Source organism: Microcoleus sp. T2B6 (assembly GCF_036700475.1).
Classification (GTDB): Bacteria; Cyanobacteriota; Cyanobacteriia; order Cyanobacteriales; family Microcoleaceae; genus Microcoleus.
Genome location: NZ_JAUBOZ010000140.1, coordinates 1 through 15,652, shown reverse-complemented (window position 1 = coordinate 15,652; position 15,652 = coordinate 1). Strand labels below are relative to the sequence as shown.

28 protein-coding genes are annotated in these 15,652 nt (G+C 45.0%); 18 read left to right on the top strand and 10 right to left on the bottom strand.

What is annotated here, in order from left to right; translation table 11 throughout:
* A partial coding sequence (locus QUA00_RS33460) for an Ig-like domain-containing protein (RefSeq protein ID WP_333412770.1) occupies nt 1–1,982 on the top strand: 1,982 nt, incomplete at its 5' end.
* A 30-nt stretch (nt 1,983–2,012) separates the two neighbouring features.
* Nucleotides 2,013–2,291 carry a hypothetical protein gene (locus tag QUA00_RS33455; protein ID WP_333412768.1) on the top strand — a complete coding sequence of 93 codons (279 nt, stop codon included), beginning with the start codon at nt 2,013–2,015 and terminating at the stop codon, nt 2,289–2,291.
* Here the strand turns inward: QUA00_RS33455 and QUA00_RS33450 are convergent.
* The gene (locus QUA00_RS33450) at nt 2,288–3,904 is read right to left on the bottom strand and encodes a Ppx/GppA phosphatase family protein (protein WP_333412766.1); all 1,617 of its coding nucleotides are present in this window, start codon (nt 3,902–3,904) and stop codon (nt 2,288–2,290) included. The genes QUA00_RS33455 and QUA00_RS33450 overlap by 4 nt on opposite strands.
* 210 nt (nt 3,905–4,114) lie before the next feature.
* On the opposite strand from QUA00_RS33450, the gene QUA00_RS33445 reads away from it, so the two are divergent.
* From QUA00_RS33445 to QUA00_RS33435, 3 genes are all read left to right on the top strand, one after another.
* Entirely contained in the window at nt 4,115–4,999 is an 885-nt protein-coding gene (locus tag QUA00_RS33445) for a 4-hydroxybenzoate solanesyltransferase (RefSeq protein ID WP_333412764.1), read from the top strand.
* 411 nt (nt 5,000–5,410) lie between these two features.
* Entirely contained in the window at nt 5,411–5,584 is a 174-nt protein-coding gene (locus QUA00_RS33440; protein ID WP_333412762.1) for a hypothetical protein, read from the top strand.
* A gap of 80 nt (nt 5,585–5,664) precedes the next feature.
* Nucleotides 5,665–6,132: a serine protease gene (locus QUA00_RS33435; RefSeq protein WP_333412760.1), complete on the top strand. Its 468-nt coding sequence runs from the start codon at nt 5,665–5,667 to the stop codon at nt 6,130–6,132.
* A 17-nt stretch (nt 6,133–6,149) separates the two neighbouring features.
* Here QUA00_RS33435 and QUA00_RS33430 read toward each other — a convergent pair whose 3' ends face one another.
* On the bottom strand, nt 6,150–7,082 hold the full coding sequence (locus QUA00_RS33430) for a tetratricopeptide repeat protein (RefSeq protein WP_333412758.1): 933 nt from the start codon (nt 7,080–7,082) through the stop codon (nt 6,150–6,152).
* 111 nt (nt 7,083–7,193) lie between these two features.
* On the opposite strand from QUA00_RS33430, the gene QUA00_RS33425 reads away from it, so the two are divergent.
* On the top strand, nt 7,194–7,442 hold the full coding sequence (locus tag QUA00_RS33425) for a hypothetical protein (RefSeq protein ID WP_333412756.1): 249 nt from the start codon (nt 7,194–7,196) through the stop codon (nt 7,440–7,442).
* Between the two features lie 54 nt (nt 7,443–7,496).
* On the opposite strand, the gene QUA00_RS33420 is transcribed toward QUA00_RS33425, so the two are convergent.
* Nucleotides 7,497–8,633: a tetratricopeptide repeat protein gene (locus QUA00_RS33420; RefSeq protein WP_333412754.1), complete on the bottom strand. Its 1,137-nt coding sequence runs from the start codon at nt 8,631–8,633 to the stop codon at nt 7,497–7,499.
* Nucleotides 8,634–8,744: 111 nt separating this feature from the next.
* Between QUA00_RS33420 and QUA00_RS33415 the strand changes: the two genes are divergently transcribed.
* From QUA00_RS33415 to QUA00_RS33405, 3 genes are all read left to right on the top strand, one after another.
* A complete protein-coding gene (locus tag QUA00_RS33415) occupies nt 8,745–8,930 on the top strand; it encodes a hypothetical protein (RefSeq protein ID WP_333412752.1) in 186 nt (61 codons plus the stop codon).
* Nucleotides 8,931–9,249: 319 nt separating this feature from the next.
* Nucleotides 9,250–9,618 carry a GIY-YIG nuclease family protein gene (locus QUA00_RS33410; RefSeq protein WP_333412751.1) on the top strand — a complete coding sequence of 123 codons (369 nt, stop codon included), beginning with the start codon at nt 9,250–9,252 and terminating at the stop codon, nt 9,616–9,618.
* Nucleotides 9,615–9,860, top strand: coding sequence for a hypothetical protein (locus QUA00_RS33405; RefSeq protein ID WP_333412749.1), 246 nt, complete (start codon nt 9,615–9,617; stop codon nt 9,858–9,860). Before QUA00_RS33410 ends, QUA00_RS33405 begins: the two co-directional genes overlap by 4 nt.
* Before the next feature lie 99 nt (nt 9,861–9,959).
* On the opposite strand, the gene QUA00_RS33400 is transcribed toward QUA00_RS33405, so the two are convergent.
* On the bottom strand, nt 9,960–10,082 hold the full coding sequence (locus QUA00_RS33400) for a hypothetical protein (protein WP_333412747.1): 123 nt from the start codon (nt 10,080–10,082) through the stop codon (nt 9,960–9,962).
* Nucleotides 10,083–10,093: 11 nt separating this feature from the next.
* On the opposite strand from QUA00_RS33400, the gene QUA00_RS33395 reads away from it, so the two are divergent.
* Entirely contained in the window at nt 10,094–10,366 is a 273-nt protein-coding gene (locus QUA00_RS33395) for a hypothetical protein (protein ID WP_333106319.1), read from the top strand.
* A 160-nt stretch (nt 10,367–10,526) separates the two neighbouring features.
* Here the strand turns inward: QUA00_RS33395 and QUA00_RS33390 are convergent, their stop codons facing one another.
* Together QUA00_RS33390 and QUA00_RS33385 are read right to left on the bottom strand one after the other, a co-directional pair.
* Nucleotides 10,527–10,784, bottom strand: a complete 258-nt coding sequence (locus QUA00_RS33390) for a type II toxin-antitoxin system Phd/YefM family antitoxin (protein WP_333412745.1) — start codon at nt 10,782–10,784, stop codon at nt 10,527–10,529.
* Entirely contained in the window at nt 10,781–11,104 is a 324-nt protein-coding gene (locus QUA00_RS33385; protein ID WP_333412743.1) for an addiction module toxin RelE, read from the bottom strand. The genes QUA00_RS33390 and QUA00_RS33385 overlap by 4 nt, the downstream gene beginning before the upstream one ends.
* A gap of 180 nt (nt 11,105–11,284) precedes the next feature.
* On the opposite strand from QUA00_RS33385, the gene QUA00_RS33380 reads away from it, so the two are divergent.
* Together QUA00_RS33380 and QUA00_RS33375 are read left to right on the top strand one after the other, a co-directional pair.
* On the top strand, nt 11,285–11,605 hold the full coding sequence (locus tag QUA00_RS33380; protein WP_333412742.1) for a hypothetical protein: 321 nt from the start codon (nt 11,285–11,287) through the stop codon (nt 11,603–11,605).
* Nucleotides 11,606–11,625: 20 nt separating this feature from the next.
* Nucleotides 11,626–12,051, top strand: coding sequence for a hypothetical protein (locus QUA00_RS33375; protein ID WP_333412740.1), 426 nt, complete (start codon nt 11,626–11,628; stop codon nt 12,049–12,051).
* Here the strand turns inward: QUA00_RS33375 and QUA00_RS33370 are convergent.
* Nucleotides 12,046–12,288: a type II toxin-antitoxin system RelE/ParE family toxin gene (locus tag QUA00_RS33370; RefSeq protein ID WP_333412738.1), complete on the bottom strand. Its 243-nt coding sequence runs from the start codon at nt 12,286–12,288 to the stop codon at nt 12,046–12,048. The two genes, QUA00_RS33375 and QUA00_RS33370, sit on opposite strands and share 6 nt — an antisense overlap.
* Nucleotides 12,225–12,482 (bottom strand): type II toxin-antitoxin system ParD family antitoxin, encoded by a 258-nt coding sequence (locus QUA00_RS33365; RefSeq protein WP_333412736.1) that lies wholly within the window; start codon nt 12,480–12,482, stop codon nt 12,225–12,227. The genes QUA00_RS33370 and QUA00_RS33365 overlap by 64 nt, the downstream gene beginning before the upstream one ends.
* Before the next feature lie 297 nt (nt 12,483–12,779).
* On the opposite strand from QUA00_RS33365, the gene QUA00_RS33360 reads away from it, so the two are divergent.
* From QUA00_RS33360 to QUA00_RS33345, 4 genes are read left to right on the top strand one after another with little or no spacing between them, the layout of a single operon-like run.
* Complete coding sequence (locus QUA00_RS33360) at nt 12,780–12,974, top strand: hypothetical protein (protein ID WP_333146730.1); 195 nt, start codon at nt 12,780–12,782, stop codon at nt 12,972–12,974.
* Nucleotides 12,932–13,054 (top strand): type II toxin-antitoxin system PemK/MazF family toxin, encoded by a 123-nt coding sequence (locus QUA00_RS33355; RefSeq protein ID WP_333146733.1) that lies wholly within the window; start codon nt 12,932–12,934, stop codon nt 13,052–13,054. Before QUA00_RS33360 ends, QUA00_RS33355 begins: the two co-directional genes overlap by 43 nt.
* Before the next feature lie 31 nt (nt 13,055–13,085).
* A complete protein-coding gene (locus QUA00_RS33350) occupies nt 13,086–13,427 on the top strand; it encodes a hypothetical protein (protein ID WP_333146735.1) in 342 nt (113 codons plus the stop codon).
* On the top strand, nt 13,424–13,609 hold the full coding sequence (locus tag QUA00_RS33345; protein WP_333106308.1) for a hypothetical protein: 186 nt from the start codon (nt 13,424–13,426) through the stop codon (nt 13,607–13,609). The genes QUA00_RS33350 and QUA00_RS33345 overlap by 4 nt, the downstream gene beginning before the upstream one ends.
* Before the next feature lie 83 nt (nt 13,610–13,692).
* Here QUA00_RS33345 and QUA00_RS33340 read toward each other — a convergent pair whose 3' ends face one another.
* Together QUA00_RS33340 and QUA00_RS33335 are read right to left on the bottom strand one after the other, a co-directional pair.
* The gene (locus QUA00_RS33340; protein ID WP_333146737.1) at nt 13,693–14,040 is read right to left on the bottom strand and encodes a type II toxin-antitoxin system PemK/MazF family toxin; all 348 of its coding nucleotides are present in this window, start codon (nt 14,038–14,040) and stop codon (nt 13,693–13,695) included.
* Nucleotides 14,027–14,203: a toxin-antitoxin system, antitoxin component, Xre family protein gene (locus QUA00_RS33335; protein ID WP_333412733.1), complete on the bottom strand. Its 177-nt coding sequence runs from the start codon at nt 14,201–14,203 to the stop codon at nt 14,027–14,029. The genes QUA00_RS33340 and QUA00_RS33335 overlap by 14 nt, the downstream gene beginning before the upstream one ends.
* A gap of 211 nt (nt 14,204–14,414) precedes the next feature.
* Here QUA00_RS33335 and QUA00_RS33330 point away from each other — a divergent pair, with 211 nt between their 5' ends.
* A complete protein-coding gene (locus QUA00_RS33330) occupies nt 14,415–14,912 on the top strand; it encodes a TIGR00725 family protein (protein WP_333146739.1) in 498 nt (165 codons plus the stop codon).
* Between the two features lie 8 nt (nt 14,913–14,920).
* A complete protein-coding gene (locus tag QUA00_RS33325) occupies nt 14,921–15,442 on the top strand; it encodes a hypothetical protein (protein WP_333146741.1) in 522 nt (173 codons plus the stop codon).
* The last annotated feature ends 210 nt before the right edge of the window (nt 15,443–15,652 follow it).

Below are 15,652 nucleotides of genomic sequence, written 5' to 3'. Positions count from 1 at the left end.
GGGCTGCGACTGTCCCCGCGACGGTGACAATCAACGTTACTAACAGTGTGCCACAGCCACAACCTGATACCTACAGCATCAGTGCGGGAACAGTCCTCAGCGTAACAGTGCCGGGAGTTTTAGGCAACGACTCCGACGCAGATTTAGACACGCTGACTGCTGCGGTGGCGGCAAACCCGACTAAAGGGTCGATCGCCCTCAACAAAGACGGTTCTTTCACTTATACTCCTAACGCTGGCTTTTCTGGAACAGACACATTTACCTACACAGTCAGCGACGGAATAGTTAGCTCGGAACCGGCTACCGTGACTGTAAACGTCAACAATAACCCGCCTGTAGCCAATTCTGACAGCTATACTACTGCTTTTAATACGAGTCTCAACGTGACTGGTTTGGGAGTCTTAATCAACGATACAGACCCGGAAAATGACCCGCTGACGGCGATTCTGGTGACAAATCCGGCTACAGGGTCGATCGCCCTCAACGCTAACGGTTCTTTCACTTATACTCCGAATCCTGGTTTTGCAGGGACAGACTCTTTTACCTACAAAGCTAACGACGGGAAAGCTGATTCTGCGATCGTCACGGGAAGCATTGTTGTAAATACCCCTCCAACTCCGACTCCCACGGAAACTCCGACTCCCACGGAAACTCCGACTCCCACGGGAACTCCGACTCCCACGGAAACTCCGACTCCCACGGAAACTCCGACTCCCACGGAAACTCCAACCCCAACCGGAACTCCGACTCCAACAGGAACTCCAACTCCAACCGGAACTCCAACTCCGACTCCCACGGGAACTCCGACTCCCACGGGAACTCCCACGGAAACTCCGACTCCGACGCCAACTCCGACACCTACTCCTGCAGGAACTCCTGTTGACTCTGACAGCGTTCAAGGGGGCGATGCCGATCGCATTGACGAACAAATTACCCTACCCGCGATCGGTTCGATTCCGGGCCCGAATTCTGTCGATCGCACTTTCAATGGCACTGACGGCAACGACTTCCTCATCGGCAGCAATCTCAACGACGTTATCAGCGGTTTCAACGGCGACGACGTTCTGCTGGGCGAAAAAGGCAACGACAATATTTACGGGGCACTGCCCACCAATATCCCCCTTGGCCCGAATGCAGACAAAGACTTGCTGTTTGGCGGCAATGGCAATGATTACCTCAACGGCGCCGGCAGCGACGATGGCATTTTCGGGGGTAAGGGCGATGATGTGGCCATCGGCGGCAAAGACGATGACTTGATTGGGGGCGAGAAGGGCAATGACACTCTGGTTGGGGCTCAGGGTAACGACAGCTTGTTTGGAGGCAGTTTTGACCCGTCTAGCCTTGACTCGACTGGACGCGATTTGCTCTTTGGCGGTGCTGGCAACGACTTCTTGAACGGGGGAGATGCTGCGGATACTCTAAGCGGCGAAGAGGGCAACGATACTGTTTACGGCGGCAAGGGCAATGACGTTGTGGTGGGGGGTACTGGCAACGATCTGCTGTTGGGCGATCGCGGCAGTGATAGCATTTGTGGCGACGATGGGGACGATACTATTTTCGGAGACAGTGCGATCGACTTTAACGGCGAGCCTGATTCCCTGTGCGGTGGTGCTGGCAATGATTTGATGTTGGGCAACGGCGGTAGTGACAAGCTATGCGGCGAGGATGGTAACGATACTCTCTACGGCGGTAAAGGCGACGATTGTTTGATTGGCGGTTTGGGCAATGATATTCTCAGCGGCGGCATTGGGCGTGATCGCTTTGTTTTAACAGCAGGTGAAGGCAGCGATATAATTACTGATTTCACAAAAGGTGAAGATTTGCTCGTGTTAGCGGGTGGTCTAACTTTTGGTCAACTTAGTATTACCCAAAACGCTAATGCAGCTTTCATCAGGATTGGTCAGAATGGTCAATTGTTGGCTGCTTTAAATGGAGTGCAAGCTAGTGCGATCGGTCTGAATGATTTTACCATCTTCGGGTAAGCACTACATAATCCGCCCTGTCTGGCGTGAGTGCCGAGCCTGGTCGAGCGAAGTCCTTCAAATGCTTGCAATCTCGTAGTTTGTAGCTGCGCGCTGCCCTCAAACACTGTATTGGTGCGATCGGCTTTACCCGATCCTACCGACGGGCGATCGGCAATCAACCTAGTTTATTGCCGATCGTCTGTTAACAGAAAAAGATTTAACGATCGCAGGTTTCGAGATTTCAAGCGTTTGAGAGCGTTCTTCACCACGAAGATTCTCTCTGGTATTGCAGCAGTTTCTCGTTTCCAGGCTCGGCTTTGTATTTAAACCGGAACCAAAGTCGGTTCCAAAGTTGCCACTAATTTTAGATTGTACTCATCTTCAAAACACGGCTTTTTATAATCCAAACTCCAGAGTTCCAGAGCGCAATTGTCTTCGGGATTGAGCGGTTGCAGCCGCAAATGAAACTCTCGAACTTCCGGGCGGTGTTCGCATTTAAAATCAGAAATTGCGCCAATCTGCCGCCTGTCCAAAGCCACAGCCAACCGCAGAAAAGGATGCAATTTACTGACGAGTTCCCGGTATTTTTTCGGAAGAATTACATAATTATCGTGCTTTTTTTTCGGAGGATTTTTCCGGTGATAGCGAGCTAAGTTCGCAATTACTTCAATCTCTGTTTCAGTGTATCCTAATAACTCACCGTTGCGAATTAAATAGTAAGAATGCTTGTGGTGCGCTGAATGACTGACGTACAAACCGCAGTTGTGCAGAATCGCGGCAGCCCACAGCAACTCGCGTTCTTCGGTTCCCCAATAGTGTAGAATTCCTTGAGTTTGGTCGAAGAAATTGAGCGCAAATGCTGCGGTTCTTTCGCTTTGTTCTAAATTGACTTGATATTTCTCAGCCATGTGCAGAATGCTGCGCTGGCGGATTGAACCTTGATAGCGCAAGCGGTTCTCAATTAAACCGTGCGCGAGCATCCAGTCAACAATTACGCCTTCTCTCAGAGAGCGATCGCACACAGTCAGGGATTCAATTCCTAATAGTGTCATCGCTTCCTGCAAAATCATAGATCCTGCTAGAATAATTTCCGCCCGCTTGTCTGACATTCCCGGTATTGCCAACCTTTCGGCATAAGAAAGTTTGCGAAAGCGATTGACTAAATCGCGTAAATCTTTTAAACTTAACTGATATCCGGCTAGGGGATTCGGCACTGTTCCCAACTTTTCGCGAGCGTTAATGGCAGCCAGAGTTTCGATGGTTCCAGCAGTGCCAATCAAGCGCAAAGGTTCGCCCGCATTGAAGTGAGAGCGCAATTCGTCGATCGGTCTTTCCAGCGAAATCCGAATATAAGCTTGCAAATAAGCAAACTCCTCCCTGCTAATCGGGTCAGTTTTGACAAATTGTCCTGTTAAGCGAACAGCACCAATTTTTGTACTGGTGAGACAGCGAGGCTCAGAACTGTCTCCTAAAATCAACTCCGTAGAACCCCCCCCAATATCAATAATTACCTGCGACTGATTGTTAAATTCCATACCCGAAAGAACACCGAGATAAATTCTCCGCGCTTCTTCTTGACCAGAAATTAAACTCACATCTAGGTCTAATTCTGCAGCAACTTGTTTGAGAAAATCCCGCCCGTTAGGAGCTTCCCGAACCGCACTCGTAGCAACAGCGATAATTTGTTCAGCATTGAAAGTTTTAGCAATATCTTGAAAACGGCGCAGAGTGGCGATCGCCCTTTCCATAACCTCGGACTTCAAGCACCCTGTCTTAACCTCACAATCGCCCAACCGAACCGTATCTTTTTCTCTAGCAATAATCGTAAACGCGGGTAATTTCGGATCGATGCGCGCCACCACCATGTGAAATGAGTTAGTACCCATATCAATAGCAGCAATAATGCGATTTGACTCCGCAGACGGAAGTGAATTAACCATTGGAGTATCGGGGTTGACAGATATTTATGATTATTTCACGAATCCAGTTAGGCATTCTATTAAATTAGCAAAAATTTGGAATTGCTGACTGGGCAAGACTTTCACCTGTTTTAAATTTCGGCAGAAGTGCGATCGGCAGCAGAGATAGTAAGTGATTGTGCCTAAAATTTGATAAAATCTAGAGTTAAAAATATCAAATCTAGAATTGAAATGCTTACACAGCCCGATCGCCAACCCGAATCCACATTGCTAACCGTCGTGAGGCTTTTGAGATGGGACAAACCAGCAGGAAGGCTGATTTTAATGATTCCAGCCCTCTGGGCGGTCTTTTTAGCAGCCCACGGGAGGCCACCGACAGCATTGGTGGGCGTGATTGTGTTGGGAACCCTAGCCACGAGTGCGGCGGGATGCGTCATCAACGACTTGTGGGATCGCGATATCGATCCCGAAGTAGAAAGAACGCGATCGCGCCCCCTAGCATCCCGCGCCCTCACCGTGCAAACTGGAATAGGAGTTGCATTAATTTCCTTTGCTTGCGCCGCGATTCTCGCTTTGTATCTCAATCCTTTAAGCTTCTGGCTGTGCGTCGCCGCCGTACCAGTAATTATCTGCTATCCGCTAGCAAAAAGATTCTTTCCAGTGCCGCAATTAGTGTTATCAATTGCCTGGGGTTTTGCAGTTTTAATTAGTTGGAGCGCCGCTGTTGACGAATTAGAATTAGCGACTTGGCTGCTGTGGGGTGCAGTCGTGTTTTGGACGATGGGGTTTGATACAGTTTATGCGATGAGCGATCGGGAAGATGATTTGCGTTTGGGGGTGAATTCCAGCGCGATATTTTTCGGGGATAATGCCGCTAATGCAGTGGGATTTTTCTTTGTTGGTACTGTCGGTTTGTTAGCGGCGATGGGGATTAATCTGCACTTGCACATTGGTTTTTGGTTGGCAATTATTGCGGCGGCGATTTTGTGGTTTTTGCAGTACAGTCAACTCCGAAATGCGGATATTCCTAAGCCTGTTTACGGTCAAATCTTTCGCCAAAATGTTTGGGTGGGGTTTGTCTTATTGGCGGGGATGATTGTTGGGGAGATTTTTTAGACTCCGCCTAGGTGAGTGGAGGATGATTTCTTTGCACCCGGAAATTTTGTCCTCTACTAATTTGATGGCTTTTTCTAGATTATTCTACTTTGGCTAAAGGCGATTAGTAGTTGGTGTCGAGGCAGTTAGTGTAATAATTATATCAGTATATCAAACTGTTAATGTCAGCGAATGAGGTATAATTATGAGCGTGCTTTCACACTTTACTGGAACAATCAAAAAAACAGCGTATTCCAAGTTTATAAAGTGTAGGGACACGGCAATGCCCATTGGTGTCAACTTAAGCCTGAAAGCCCGCCAAGTCCTCCCGCCCACCCGCTAGTCCGCCAGGGAATGAATTCCCTGTCTAATAGCTAAAGTCCTCTTAAGAGGACTAATGAGTTCTTCAGTCCTCTTAAGAGGACTTTAGCTTTGAGGCAGGGTTTCAACCCTTGCCGGACTTATACTGTTTTGACTAACAATCATGTGGTAGCTGATAATCAGGACAAAACTTATCAAGTATTGACAGCCGACGGACGGACGCATATTGCTAAATGGCTGCGTTTGTCTCAGTTTGATAAAGTAGATTTAGCTTTAAGCTGTTAGACATCTAAATTGCATTTTTTGTGCGGGCTATACGGCCCACCCCCACAAGAATTTTATCAAATTTTGACTGTGCAGTTTAAATGCAGAACAGCTTAGTGCAGTTTACCACCTCTCAATCCTATCGAGTTGCGGAAATCGCAAACTCAAATCAGCTATCGGTGGGAGATGCGGTTTACGCTGCGGGTTTTCCGAATTGGCATTGGATTAATTCAGAGTCTATAGAGAAGACTCGGAATTGGGGGCTAAAAGCTTTTAAGTTAACGAGTGGGAAAGTGGGAATGTTGCCGGCTCAATCCCTTGAGAGTGGATACCAACTTGGTTACACTAATGATATTGCCGAGGGCATGAGTGGCGGGCCTGTATTGGATATTTCTGGTAATTTTGTGGGGATTAATGGCAAATCGAAATATCCTTTGGGGGGAATTGATGTGTTTAAGTTGGCTGATGGGAGTGTGCCTTCTCAGGCGGTTTTTCGGCAGATGGAAGCTTTGAGTTGGGCGATTCCGATTGATACTTTTCAGCAGTTGGTGAGTCATCTGAAGGCATGATTATTCTCAGTTTATCGCTACTGTTCGGATAGTTTTTTCATGTTGTCAACAGCCAATTGGGACATTAATGTATTCCCTTGTTGTTTATACAAATCAGCGGCTTTTTGGTAATCTTGGATTGCACTTTGTTTGTCGTTAATAGCAGATTTGAAATTACCCCGATTGTTGTAGGCAATAGCATTGTTAGGATCAAGCTGAATAACCCGATCGTAATCTGCGATAGCATCTTCTTTTTTCCCTAGGGCATACTTGAGTATACTCCGATTGTGGTAGGCCATAGCATTGTTAGGCTCAAGCTGAATAGCCTGATCGTAATCTGCGATCGCCTCTTGGTTTCTCCCTAGGGCACATTTGGCTGCACCCCGATTGCTGTAGGCAGGAGCAAAGTTAGAATCAAGCTTAATAGCCCGATCGTAATCTCTGATCGCCTCTTGGTTTCTCTCTAGGGCATACTTGGCAACACCCCGATTGTAGTAGGCCAAAGCATCGTTAGAATCAAGCTTAATAACCTGATCGTAATCTGCGATCGCCTCTTGGTTTCTCCCTAGGGCAGATTTGGCTGCACCCCGATTGCTGTAAGCAGCAGCTAAGTTAGGATTAAGCTGAATAGCCCGATCGTAATCTGCGATCTCATCTTGGTTTTTCCCTAGGAAACATTTGGCTAAACCCCGATTGACGTAGGCAGCAGCAAAGTTAGGATTAAGCTGAATAGCCCGATCGTAATCTGCGATCGCATCTTGGTTTTTCCCTAGGGCATACTTGACAACACCCCGATTGTAGTAGGCAGCAGCATCCTTGGGATTAAGTTGAATAGCCCGATCGTAATCTGCGATCGCATCTTGGTTTCTCCCTAGGGCAGATTTGGCTGCACCCCGATTGCTGTAGGCATTAGCATCGTTGGGATTAAGTTGAATAGCCCGATCGTAATCTGCGAGCGATTTTGTAGTCATTGCCTTATTCCAGTTATTGAATTTTAATGAAGCTGCTTCCCCGACGGTTCACAGAAGTACGCCGAATCCGATCGGAGTGTTTGATAATTATCAAAAATATTATCACAACAAATGATTATCGGCAAAACTATTGGCGGACATTACTACATAATCAGCTTATTGGGTCACGGTGGATTTGGCGAGACCTACTTAGCACATGACGAACATCTACCCGACAAGCCCCAATGTGTGGTCAAAAGATTCAAGCCCCAGTCCAATGACCCATTCTTGCTGCAAGAAGCCAAACACCTGTTTGACAGCGAGCCTCAACAAGGGTGTTTTTCGGCAGATGGAAGCTTTGAGTTGGGCGATTCCGATTGATACTTTTCAGGAGTTGGTGAGTCATCTGAAGGCATGATTATTCTCAGTTTGTCGCTACTGTTTGGATAGTTTTTTCACGTTGTCAACAGCAACTTGGTACATATATGTCTTCCCTTGTTGCTTATACAAATCAGCGGCTTTTTGGTAATCTTCGATTGCACTCTGTTTGTCGTCAAGAGCAGATTTGGCACTACCCCGATTGTAGTAGGCAAAAGCTTCGTTAGGATCAAGCTGAATGACCTGATCGTAATCTGCGATCGCCTCTTGGTTTTTCCCTAGGGCAGATTTGGCACTACCCCGATTGTAGTAGGCAGCAGCATCGTTAGGATCAAGCTGAATAGCCCGATCGTAATCTGCGATCGCCTCTTCTTTTCTCCCTAGGGCAGATTTGGCTAAACCCCGATGGCTGTAGGCATTAGCATCGTTAGGATCAAGCTGAATAACCTGATCGTAATCTGCGATTGCCTCTTGGTTTTTCCCTAGGGCATATTTGGCATTACCCCGATTGTAGTAGGCAACATCATAGTTAGAATCAAGTTGAATAGCCCGATCGTAATCTGCGATCGCCTCTTTGTTTTTCCCTAGGGCAGATTTGGCTAAACCCCGATTGACGTAGGCAACATCATAGTTAGGATCAAGCTGAATAGCCCGATCGTAATCTGCGATCGCCTTTTCGTTTTTCCCTAGGTCAGACTTGGCATTACCCCGATTGTTGTAGGCAACATCATAGTTAGAATCAAGCTGAATAGCCCGATCGTAATCTGCGATCGCCTCTTGGTTTTTCCCTAGGGCAGATTTGGCTAAACCCCGATTGACGTAGGCATTAGCATTGTTAGGATCAAGCTGAATAGCCCGATCGTAATCTGCGATCGCCTCTTGGTTTATCCCTAGGTCAGACTTGGCTAAACCCCGATTATTGTAGGCATTAGCATTGTTAGGATCAAGCTGAATAGCCCGATCGTAATCTGCGATCGCCTTTTGGTTTTTCCCTAGTTCAGACTTGGCATTACCCCGATTCTTGTAGGCATCAGCATAGTTGGAATTAAGCTGAATAGCCCGATTATAATCTGCTATCGCCTCTTGGTTTTTCCCTAGGTCAAATTTGACTAAACCCCGATTGTTGTAGGCAATAGCATTGTTGGGATTAAGTTGAATAGCCCGATCGTAATCTGCGAGCGATTTTGTAGTCATTGCCTTATTCCAGTTATTGAATTTTAATGAAGCTCCTTCCCCGACGGTTCAGAGAAGTACACCGAATCTGATCCGAGTGTTTGATAATTATCAAAAATATTATCACAACAAATGATTATCGGCAAAACTATTGGCGGACATTACTACATAATCAGCTCATTGGGTAAAGGTGGATTTGGCGAAACCTACTTAGCACATGACGAATATCTACCCGACAAGCCCCCGCGCGTGGTTAAGAGATTCAAGCCCCAGTCCAATGATCCCTTCTTGCTGCAAGAAGCCAAACGCCTGTTTTAAAGCGAGTCTTAACACCTGAACAAGTTAGGTAGCCACGATCGCATTCCGCAGCTATTCGCCCACTTCGATGAAAATCAAGAATTCTATCTCGTCCACAAGAGATTTTGCAGCGCTATCGGGAATTATAGCGATCGCCCTTTCTAATAATTCAGAAAGGCGATCGCTCATAATTCATCAATCATGGCGATCGCCCTTCTTGCATCTGCGTTAATCTGCGTCCATCTGCGGTTAAAAAAGACCGATCGCCCTTTCTAATAATTCAGAAGGGCGATCGCTTCTACTTGTAGGATGGAATAACCGCTTCCCTCTCTCAATTTTCATGACCAACCCCATCCAGCAAGAAGCCCGCCAAATTCTCGACACTCTCGCCTTTACCCCCTTCGATCAGTGCCATCCCCTCAGCCACGACTTCGACACAATTCCTGCTAGAGTTGGTTTGTACGCCTTTCGACATCGCATTCAAGGATTACTCTACATCGGCAAAGCCAAAAACCTCCGCGATCGACTGCGAGGTGGTCACAAAGCTTTCCTTTGGGGCTGGATCGATCGCTACGATCCAGATGATGTAAGGATCGCCTTTGTTACCCTCAACCAATGGCAAAAACCAGGGTTATTATATGAATTAGAAACCCTCATCCTTCAAGCTACAAATCCTCCCTACAACGTTAAAATTCCCAGAGAACAATGACTCAGACCCTCAAGATCCAACACTTACCACCAGAAGCTATTCATTCGCTGATGACCCATTTGCCTGACTATGTGAAAGTCGCCCTGATGGAAAAAGCTACGCAGCTAGAATGTTCTCTCGAAGCTGCGATCGAAATGGCGATCGCTAGTTTTCTCGACTCAGAAGCTTTCAGCTTTGAAGATTGCCTATTATCGCAACGTCTTAAGGAATCAGAACTGGTAGAATCTCCCCAAAGGAAATAGGGTGCGATCGCCCGTTTTATAATCAATCATGGCGATCGCCCTTCTTGCATCCGCGTTAATCTGCGTCCATCTGCGGTTAAAAAAGAGCGATCGCCCTTTCTAATAATTCAGAAGGACGATCGCCCGTTTTATAATCAGAAGGGCGATCGCCCGTTTTACGATCGAAAGAGCGATCGCCCCGCTCCCATTTGCTATAATCTCAAGTAGTATCTCATTTACCAACAGCCATCGACATGACGGATGAAGAGCTGAAGCAACTAATAGAAAGCAACGCTAGGGCAACTCAAGCTATGTTAGATAACATGGCAGAAGCAAGACTCGAACGACAGGAACTTCGAGAAGGAATGGTACAACTACAAAATGCTGTCGTGCAATTGATTAACGTTCAGTCAGGAATTGCTAACTTACTTACTTCTCTAGATGAAGATCGTCCCACTGTTCTGAGAAAGCTAACCACAATTGAAAACAAACTGGATCGACTTCTAGGACAAGAAAATGCTCAGTAAGTAAAAGAGGGAGATTCGTTAGTCAACAAGATCGATCGCCCTTCTTGCATCCGCATTAATCAGCGTCCATATGCGGTTAAAAAGAGCGATCGCCCTTCTAATAATTCAGAAGGGCGATCGCTCTCTCTTAAATTTACTTTTTTTGAGTCTCCAACAAAGCTCATTCATCCACTAAATTCCAGAAATCCTCGGACTTCATTCCTCCCTCTTCTTTCAAACTTTGCCGAGATTTATCCAAAATTTGATTGAATTTTGGATTGTTAGCCAACAAAAAACGCTCCAGAGCTTCAGGATCTTTAATTAAAGTCATTGCCGCTACTGGTTGACCATTTTCAGTAATTAAAATTGGCTCTCCGCGATCGGCATTCAAGTAATCAGCAAATTTTGCTATAATTTCAGCTAAAGAAACTATTTTCATGATTCAGTCTGCTCTGTTCCTATAAATAACTGATTGCCAACTTTTACCCCAATTCCCAAGATATAAACCTCATAGGTATCAAGGTTAGTCTCGTAAAACACCCGGAACCGATTACTCGGCCCAAATCGCAACTCCCAAGTAGCACCTAATTCGGAAGGTTCCACTAGCGGTTTGCGGTTGCGCGTTTCTACCTCTGGTTCATAGCTTAACTGCTCCTCTATTGTAGTGCGGATTAATGAATAATACTTCCGGTCGATCGCTGCAAGATGCTGGAATACTGGCCGTGTAAAGATAATTTCAAACTTCAGTTGAGGTGTCATGCTTAGTTAAGGTCATTATCATTCATATTAGACCAAAAGGGAGATCGCTCTTAATTCATCAATCATGGCGAGATCCCTTTCTAATAATTCAGAAGGGATCTCGCCCGTTTTATAATCAATCATGGCGATCGCTCCTACCAGTGCTCATGCACCCCATCCAAAACCCAACTTCCCTGAACTATGTCATCAGGTAACATCCTAGCTGTCACAGATGTTCTCAATTTCCTTGTCAGTGGAATCGATAAAACTACCCTCGAAACAGAACTTACTGCTTCGGGTTGGATATCCACTCCAGCTAGAGGAGGCTCAAAAAGCGGTGCGGGTACAATTTGGACAAGCCCAAACACTCAATACAGTGTCAGAATTATGACTCAACCTGATGGTTCATCCTATGCTCGTGTTTACAATGGCCCAGGAGGAGGTGCACCCGCAGAACAACCCCTAAACGCATCAGGAAAACCCGGAAGTCGTGGAGACACCCACTTTATTCTGCTCCCTTAATCCCATTTATTCGTCCGATTATGAACTTTCAACAAATTTGGCAACAATACGATTTTACCGAATCCGAATTGCTATCGATGGGGTGGCAATTTCCCTATGATTATGTTCTCAATCTCAACTACTATTGGCAGATCAATTCAACTAATTCTACTTCTGAAGTTGCTACCAATGACCAATTTTTAAACATTATCCTCAAAACCTGCATTCGACTTGACGTACAACTCAACCCAAATCCCGATCAGTTAAATCAAAAGCCTGCGAACCTCGGTACAATCGTCGGCTGGGAGCAAGTTACTCCCTCTCCTTGGTTAGAAAATCTATCCCTTTCTCCTAATGAGTGGCTGCATCTGTTATTTGAAATTGGTGGAAATAATAAAATTGAAGCTGTTTGTCGATCGCTAGTTATCGAACAATTGGTCAAACAACCCTTAGCACTCAGTTCATAAAACGAGATAAATACAGCCTTTTCCCATTTTTGGCGTTTGGGCCAATTGTTTAAAGGTTTCTTCGGCCGCGACAAGAAAGCGATCGGAAGCATCCATATTATCTTCCGCCATGTAAGTGGCTAATTCAATCAAATCGCCGATAACTTGCGGACGTTTTTGGATCGAGGTCTTTTTTATTCCTGCAACCCCTGATTCTGGGAAATACGCGATCGCACAGCTTGACGAATCTCCATCCAATCTTCCTCCGTCATCGCGGTAGGATTTCCCGATTCCAAACCCTCTAATAACATCGCTTCCAAACGTTCTGAAGCTTTGCGTTTTTGGTCTTGGCGAATTAACTCACGGAAATACTCGCTAGCTGTACCATAACCACCTTGGGCTACCTGTGCTTCTATATAAGTTCGCATTGAGTCAGGTAGAGAAATATTCATGCTTGTCACTGGTATTACTTACCTCATTTAACTCGTTATCTTATTATGGCAGATTTTGCCATTTTTTGTCAAGCCTCACACAACCTGTAATTTTGTAATAAGAAATTGGGAAGATAGATCGCCCTCGATCGACCAGACTCAAAAAGGATCTCGCTCATCATTCATCAATCATGGCGAGATCCCTTCCGTTTGTGCATTAAACTAACAAAAAATTGTCATTTCAGTCAATTCTTGCTAAAATAATTACAAAAAACTATTCTGATTAGCCAATGAGCGACATCTCTATCAGCTTGCCAGATGAATTACTCACATACGTCAATCAAAAAGCGCCCAACCAAGCGTGCTTTGATAGAAGCTCTCTTAAAACAATGGCGAAAACAACAAGAAAACCAAGCTTTAGCAGAAGCTTGCAAGCTAATTGACGAATTAGATTTAGGATGGGATGAGGAATGGCAAGCTCAAGCGATTACCGACTGGGAAGCATCCCGATAGCTAGATTCGATCCGTCAGTAGGAACAGAAATACGCAAAACGCGGCCTGCCTTAGTCATTTCTGGTACGCTGTTAGCCTAAAATCTATACGGTACATCTCACACAAGTAAACATGGCAAAACTGCCCATAGAAATTGCCGAAACCATCTGGAGCCTAAAACGGCAATTATTGGATATTATCGACGATGCTACAGAAGCTGAATACACTCTATTTGAGCAATTTGGAGAAACAGACAGAACAATTGACTATTTAGATCAGCTAAAAAGTGTCGCACAGCAAGCCGATGAGCGGTTTTCCCAGTTTTCCCTATTGCAACGACGCTTGGCTAATGCACAACCAACAGCAACTTCTGATATGCTAAGATTAATGACAGAAGTAATTGCTTATACCCAAGCCAGACTTCCCGCCTGGGAACGCAGCATTCAAGAAATTAAGATTGAGTGGAGATTATGATGAACGAACCAGGATATATGCCACATCCAGATGTCGATCGACGACTCCTCGCTAACTTACGTCGCAGTCGCTTGGAAATGGAAGAATTAGGTTGCAAATTAGAAGAAGTTATTGCAAAATTAGACGAAGATCATCGACAAATTCAACAAAAACGGTTACAAATACTTCTCAACAGTCAGTAGTTATATAGATGTTGAGAAATAAATGTTGAGAACATTAATACAGGCGATAGTTCTTTCTAAGCATTATTCAGAAAGGCTCTCGCTCAATTATCACCTATAATTCCGATAGCTCCCTCTTTCAGAGATTGGAGATATACATCTTGAAGCCTTCCCAATTTTTTGGGGATCGGTTGCTTCTCAATTGTCGTAATAATAACTGGCTTAATCATAGAAGCTTTTAAAAGACCAGCCGATCGCCAATCTGTTATGACAATATCACCGACTTTCGGACTACTGCTAACTTGACTCGTGATACCCATCAGAATGCGATCGGGATATTCTGCATTATAAACGTCAGAACTAATAACAACTGCGAGACGTTTTTTATTGGTAGTTTGATCTGTAAAAGGAAACGGAACTAAAACCACCTCACCAAAATTATAACTCATCATACTCCGCGTCCTCTGGGTTATCCCAAATTTTAGCAAAAACTGCTTCTGAGAGTTGAGTTGCAGTATAAACGAGAAGACGATCTTCACTTCGCGTTAAAAGGAAATCCATAAAATCTTCTAATACCGTAATTTTATCCGGCGGTAAACTACGGATTTTTTCCATCAGCTTTGTTTCCGGGTTGGGGGCGACACTCATGTTATCTCTCACTTGTTAATGTTAAATCAGCATACATTGTAAAAATACTAGGAAACTTCAGGAAGTTATTTTGCTCACCAACTGTTTTGAGGAAACCACTATTTATCTGATAACATACATTTGTATATAGTGCTCAAAAACTATCAAGTATTAATAACACCATATTCACTCCAAAACTATGAAAAAAATCATCATTGGCATCATGGGCCCTGGCGATAGTGCCACATCAACCGACTTAGAAAACGCCTATCAACTCGGACAACTCATCGCCGAAGCAGGATGGATATTGCTAACTGGCGGTAGAAATGTTGGCGTCATGGATGCCGCCAACAAAGGAGCAAAATCAGCTAACGGTTTAACAGTGGGCATCCTTCCAGGAAATGACACTCGCGGCATTTCTGAAGCTGTAGATATTGCCATTGTCACCGATATGGGAAACGCCAGAAATAACATTAACGTTCTTTCTTCAGATGTAATAATTGCCTGCGGTATGGGCACGGGCACTGCTTCGGAAATTACCCTCGCCCTCAAAGCTAACAAACAAGTTATTTTGTTAAATCACAGCGCCGAAAGTAAACTTTTTTTTAAAGGTTTAGCACAATTTAACATCTTTGTGGTAAACAATGCTGTAGAGGCTATGAATCAAGCTCGCGAAATCCTAGTAAATTCAAGATGAAATCCAAGATGAGAGTAAGCAAATTCAACTTTTGTGCGATCGGCATTTTTCTGACTTTGGGGATTTTCGTCACTACCAAAGCAGACGGAAGAATTGCACAGTTCAGTTTCAGCAACAAACCCACTCAAAAATTAGCACAAACCCTCCCTCCTCCTCCCCCTTTCGCACAGCCTGTTACCGAACAAGAAGCGCCACCTATTCGCAGCGAATCTGTGCCGGATCAAATAGCTTTAGCAACCCATTTGCAGACCATCAAAGCTAGAATGTACGGTGCTTACTGGTGTCCTCACTGTCACACGCAACAAGAACTTTTCGGCAAAGAAGCATTTACCGCCATTACTTACATTGAGTGCGATCCCAGAGGCAAAGATGCTCAACCCGATTTGTGCAAAGCTGCCAATATTAAAGCTTATCCCACTTGGGAAATTCGTGGAAAATATTACACGGGCAGGCAATCTTTGGAAAAACTGGCTATTTTATCCGGTTATAAAGGTAGCAGCAATTTTCAGCCACAACTTCCCTCTCCTTAAAAATATCTAAATTAGTTAGCACTCGCCAACTAAGAAACCGGGTTTTTGAACCGGAATTGAGGGGTTTCAGCAATTATTTTGGTTAAAAACCCGGTTTCTCGCCACCCGTGCGTCCATGACTATAAATGTAAGGTGCTTAGGATCGCGAATTAAATAACTTACAATTTTAATTGTTATTGTGGGATGGGCGTCCCGCCCGTCCTTTTTGGA

Excerpts from the sequence above, each read along its gene's own strand:
- QUA00_RS33385 (WP_333412743.1), bottom strand. The coding sequence starts at position 11,104 with ATGACACCTCAACTGAAGTTTGAAATTATCTTTACACGGCCAGTATTC.
- QUA00_RS33365 (WP_333412736.1), bottom strand. The coding sequence starts at position 12,482 with ATGAATATTTCTCTACCTGACTCAATGCGAACTTATATAGAAGCACAG.
- QUA00_RS33375 (WP_333412740.1), top strand. The coding sequence starts at position 11,626 with ATGAACTTTCAACAAATTTGGCAACAATACGATTTTACCGAATCCGAA.
- QUA00_RS33410 (WP_333412751.1), top strand. The coding sequence starts at position 9,250 with ATGACCAACCCCATCCAGCAAGAAGCCCGCCAAATTCTCGACACTCTC.
- QUA00_RS33430 (WP_333412758.1), bottom strand. The coding sequence starts at position 7,082 with ATGACTACAAAATCGCTCGCAGATTACGATCGGGCTATTCAACTTAAT.
- QUA00_RS33395 (WP_333106319.1), top strand. The coding sequence starts at position 10,094 with ATGACGGATGAAGAGCTGAAGCAACTAATAGAAAGCAACGCTAGGGCA.
- QUA00_RS33445 (WP_333412764.1), top strand. The coding sequence starts at position 4,115 with ATGCTTACACAGCCCGATCGCCAACCCGAATCCACATTGCTAACCGTC.
- QUA00_RS33420 (WP_333412754.1), bottom strand. The coding sequence starts at position 8,633 with ATGACTACAAAATCGCTCGCAGATTACGATCGGGCTATTCAACTTAAT.
- QUA00_RS33330 (WP_333146739.1), top strand. The coding sequence starts at position 14,415 with ATGAAAAAAATCATCATTGGCATCATGGGCCCTGGCGATAGTGCCACA.
- QUA00_RS33340 (WP_333146737.1), bottom strand. The coding sequence starts at position 14,040 with ATGATGAGTTATAATTTTGGTGAGGTGGTTTTAGTTCCGTTTCCTTTT.
- QUA00_RS33390 (WP_333412745.1), bottom strand. The coding sequence starts at position 10,784 with ATGAAAATAGTTTCTTTAGCTGAAATTATAGCAAAATTTGCTGATTAC.
- QUA00_RS33325 (WP_333146741.1), top strand. The coding sequence starts at position 14,921 with ATGAGAGTAAGCAAATTCAACTTTTGTGCGATCGGCATTTTTCTGACT.
- QUA00_RS33380 (WP_333412742.1), top strand. The coding sequence starts at position 11,285 with ATGTCATCAGGTAACATCCTAGCTGTCACAGATGTTCTCAATTTCCTT.
- QUA00_RS33350 (WP_333146735.1), top strand. The coding sequence starts at position 13,086 with ATGGCAAAACTGCCCATAGAAATTGCCGAAACCATCTGGAGCCTAAAA.
- QUA00_RS33345 (WP_333106308.1), top strand. The coding sequence starts at position 13,424 with ATGATGAACGAACCAGGATATATGCCACATCCAGATGTCGATCGACGA.
- QUA00_RS33335 (WP_333412733.1), bottom strand. The coding sequence starts at position 14,203 with ATGGAAAAAATCCGTAGTTTACCGCCGGATAAAATTACGGTATTAGAA.
- QUA00_RS33450 (WP_333412766.1), bottom strand. The coding sequence starts at position 3,904 with ATGGTTAATTCACTTCCGTCTGCGGAGTCAAATCGCATTATTGCTGCT.
- QUA00_RS33425 (WP_333412756.1), top strand. The coding sequence starts at position 7,194 with ATGATTATCGGCAAAACTATTGGCGGACATTACTACATAATCAGCTTA.
- QUA00_RS33415 (WP_333412752.1), top strand. The coding sequence starts at position 8,745 with ATGATTATCGGCAAAACTATTGGCGGACATTACTACATAATCAGCTCA.
- QUA00_RS33405 (WP_333412749.1), top strand. The coding sequence starts at position 9,615 with ATGACTCAGACCCTCAAGATCCAACACTTACCACCAGAAGCTATTCAT.
- QUA00_RS33355 (WP_333146733.1), top strand. The coding sequence starts at position 12,932 with ATGGCAAGCTCAAGCGATTACCGACTGGGAAGCATCCCGATAGCTAGA.
- QUA00_RS33360 (WP_333146730.1), top strand. The coding sequence starts at position 12,780 with ATGAATTACTCACATACGTCAATCAAAAAGCGCCCAACCAAGCGTGCT.
- QUA00_RS33435 (WP_333412760.1), top strand. The coding sequence starts at position 5,665 with ATGCAGAACAGCTTAGTGCAGTTTACCACCTCTCAATCCTATCGAGTT.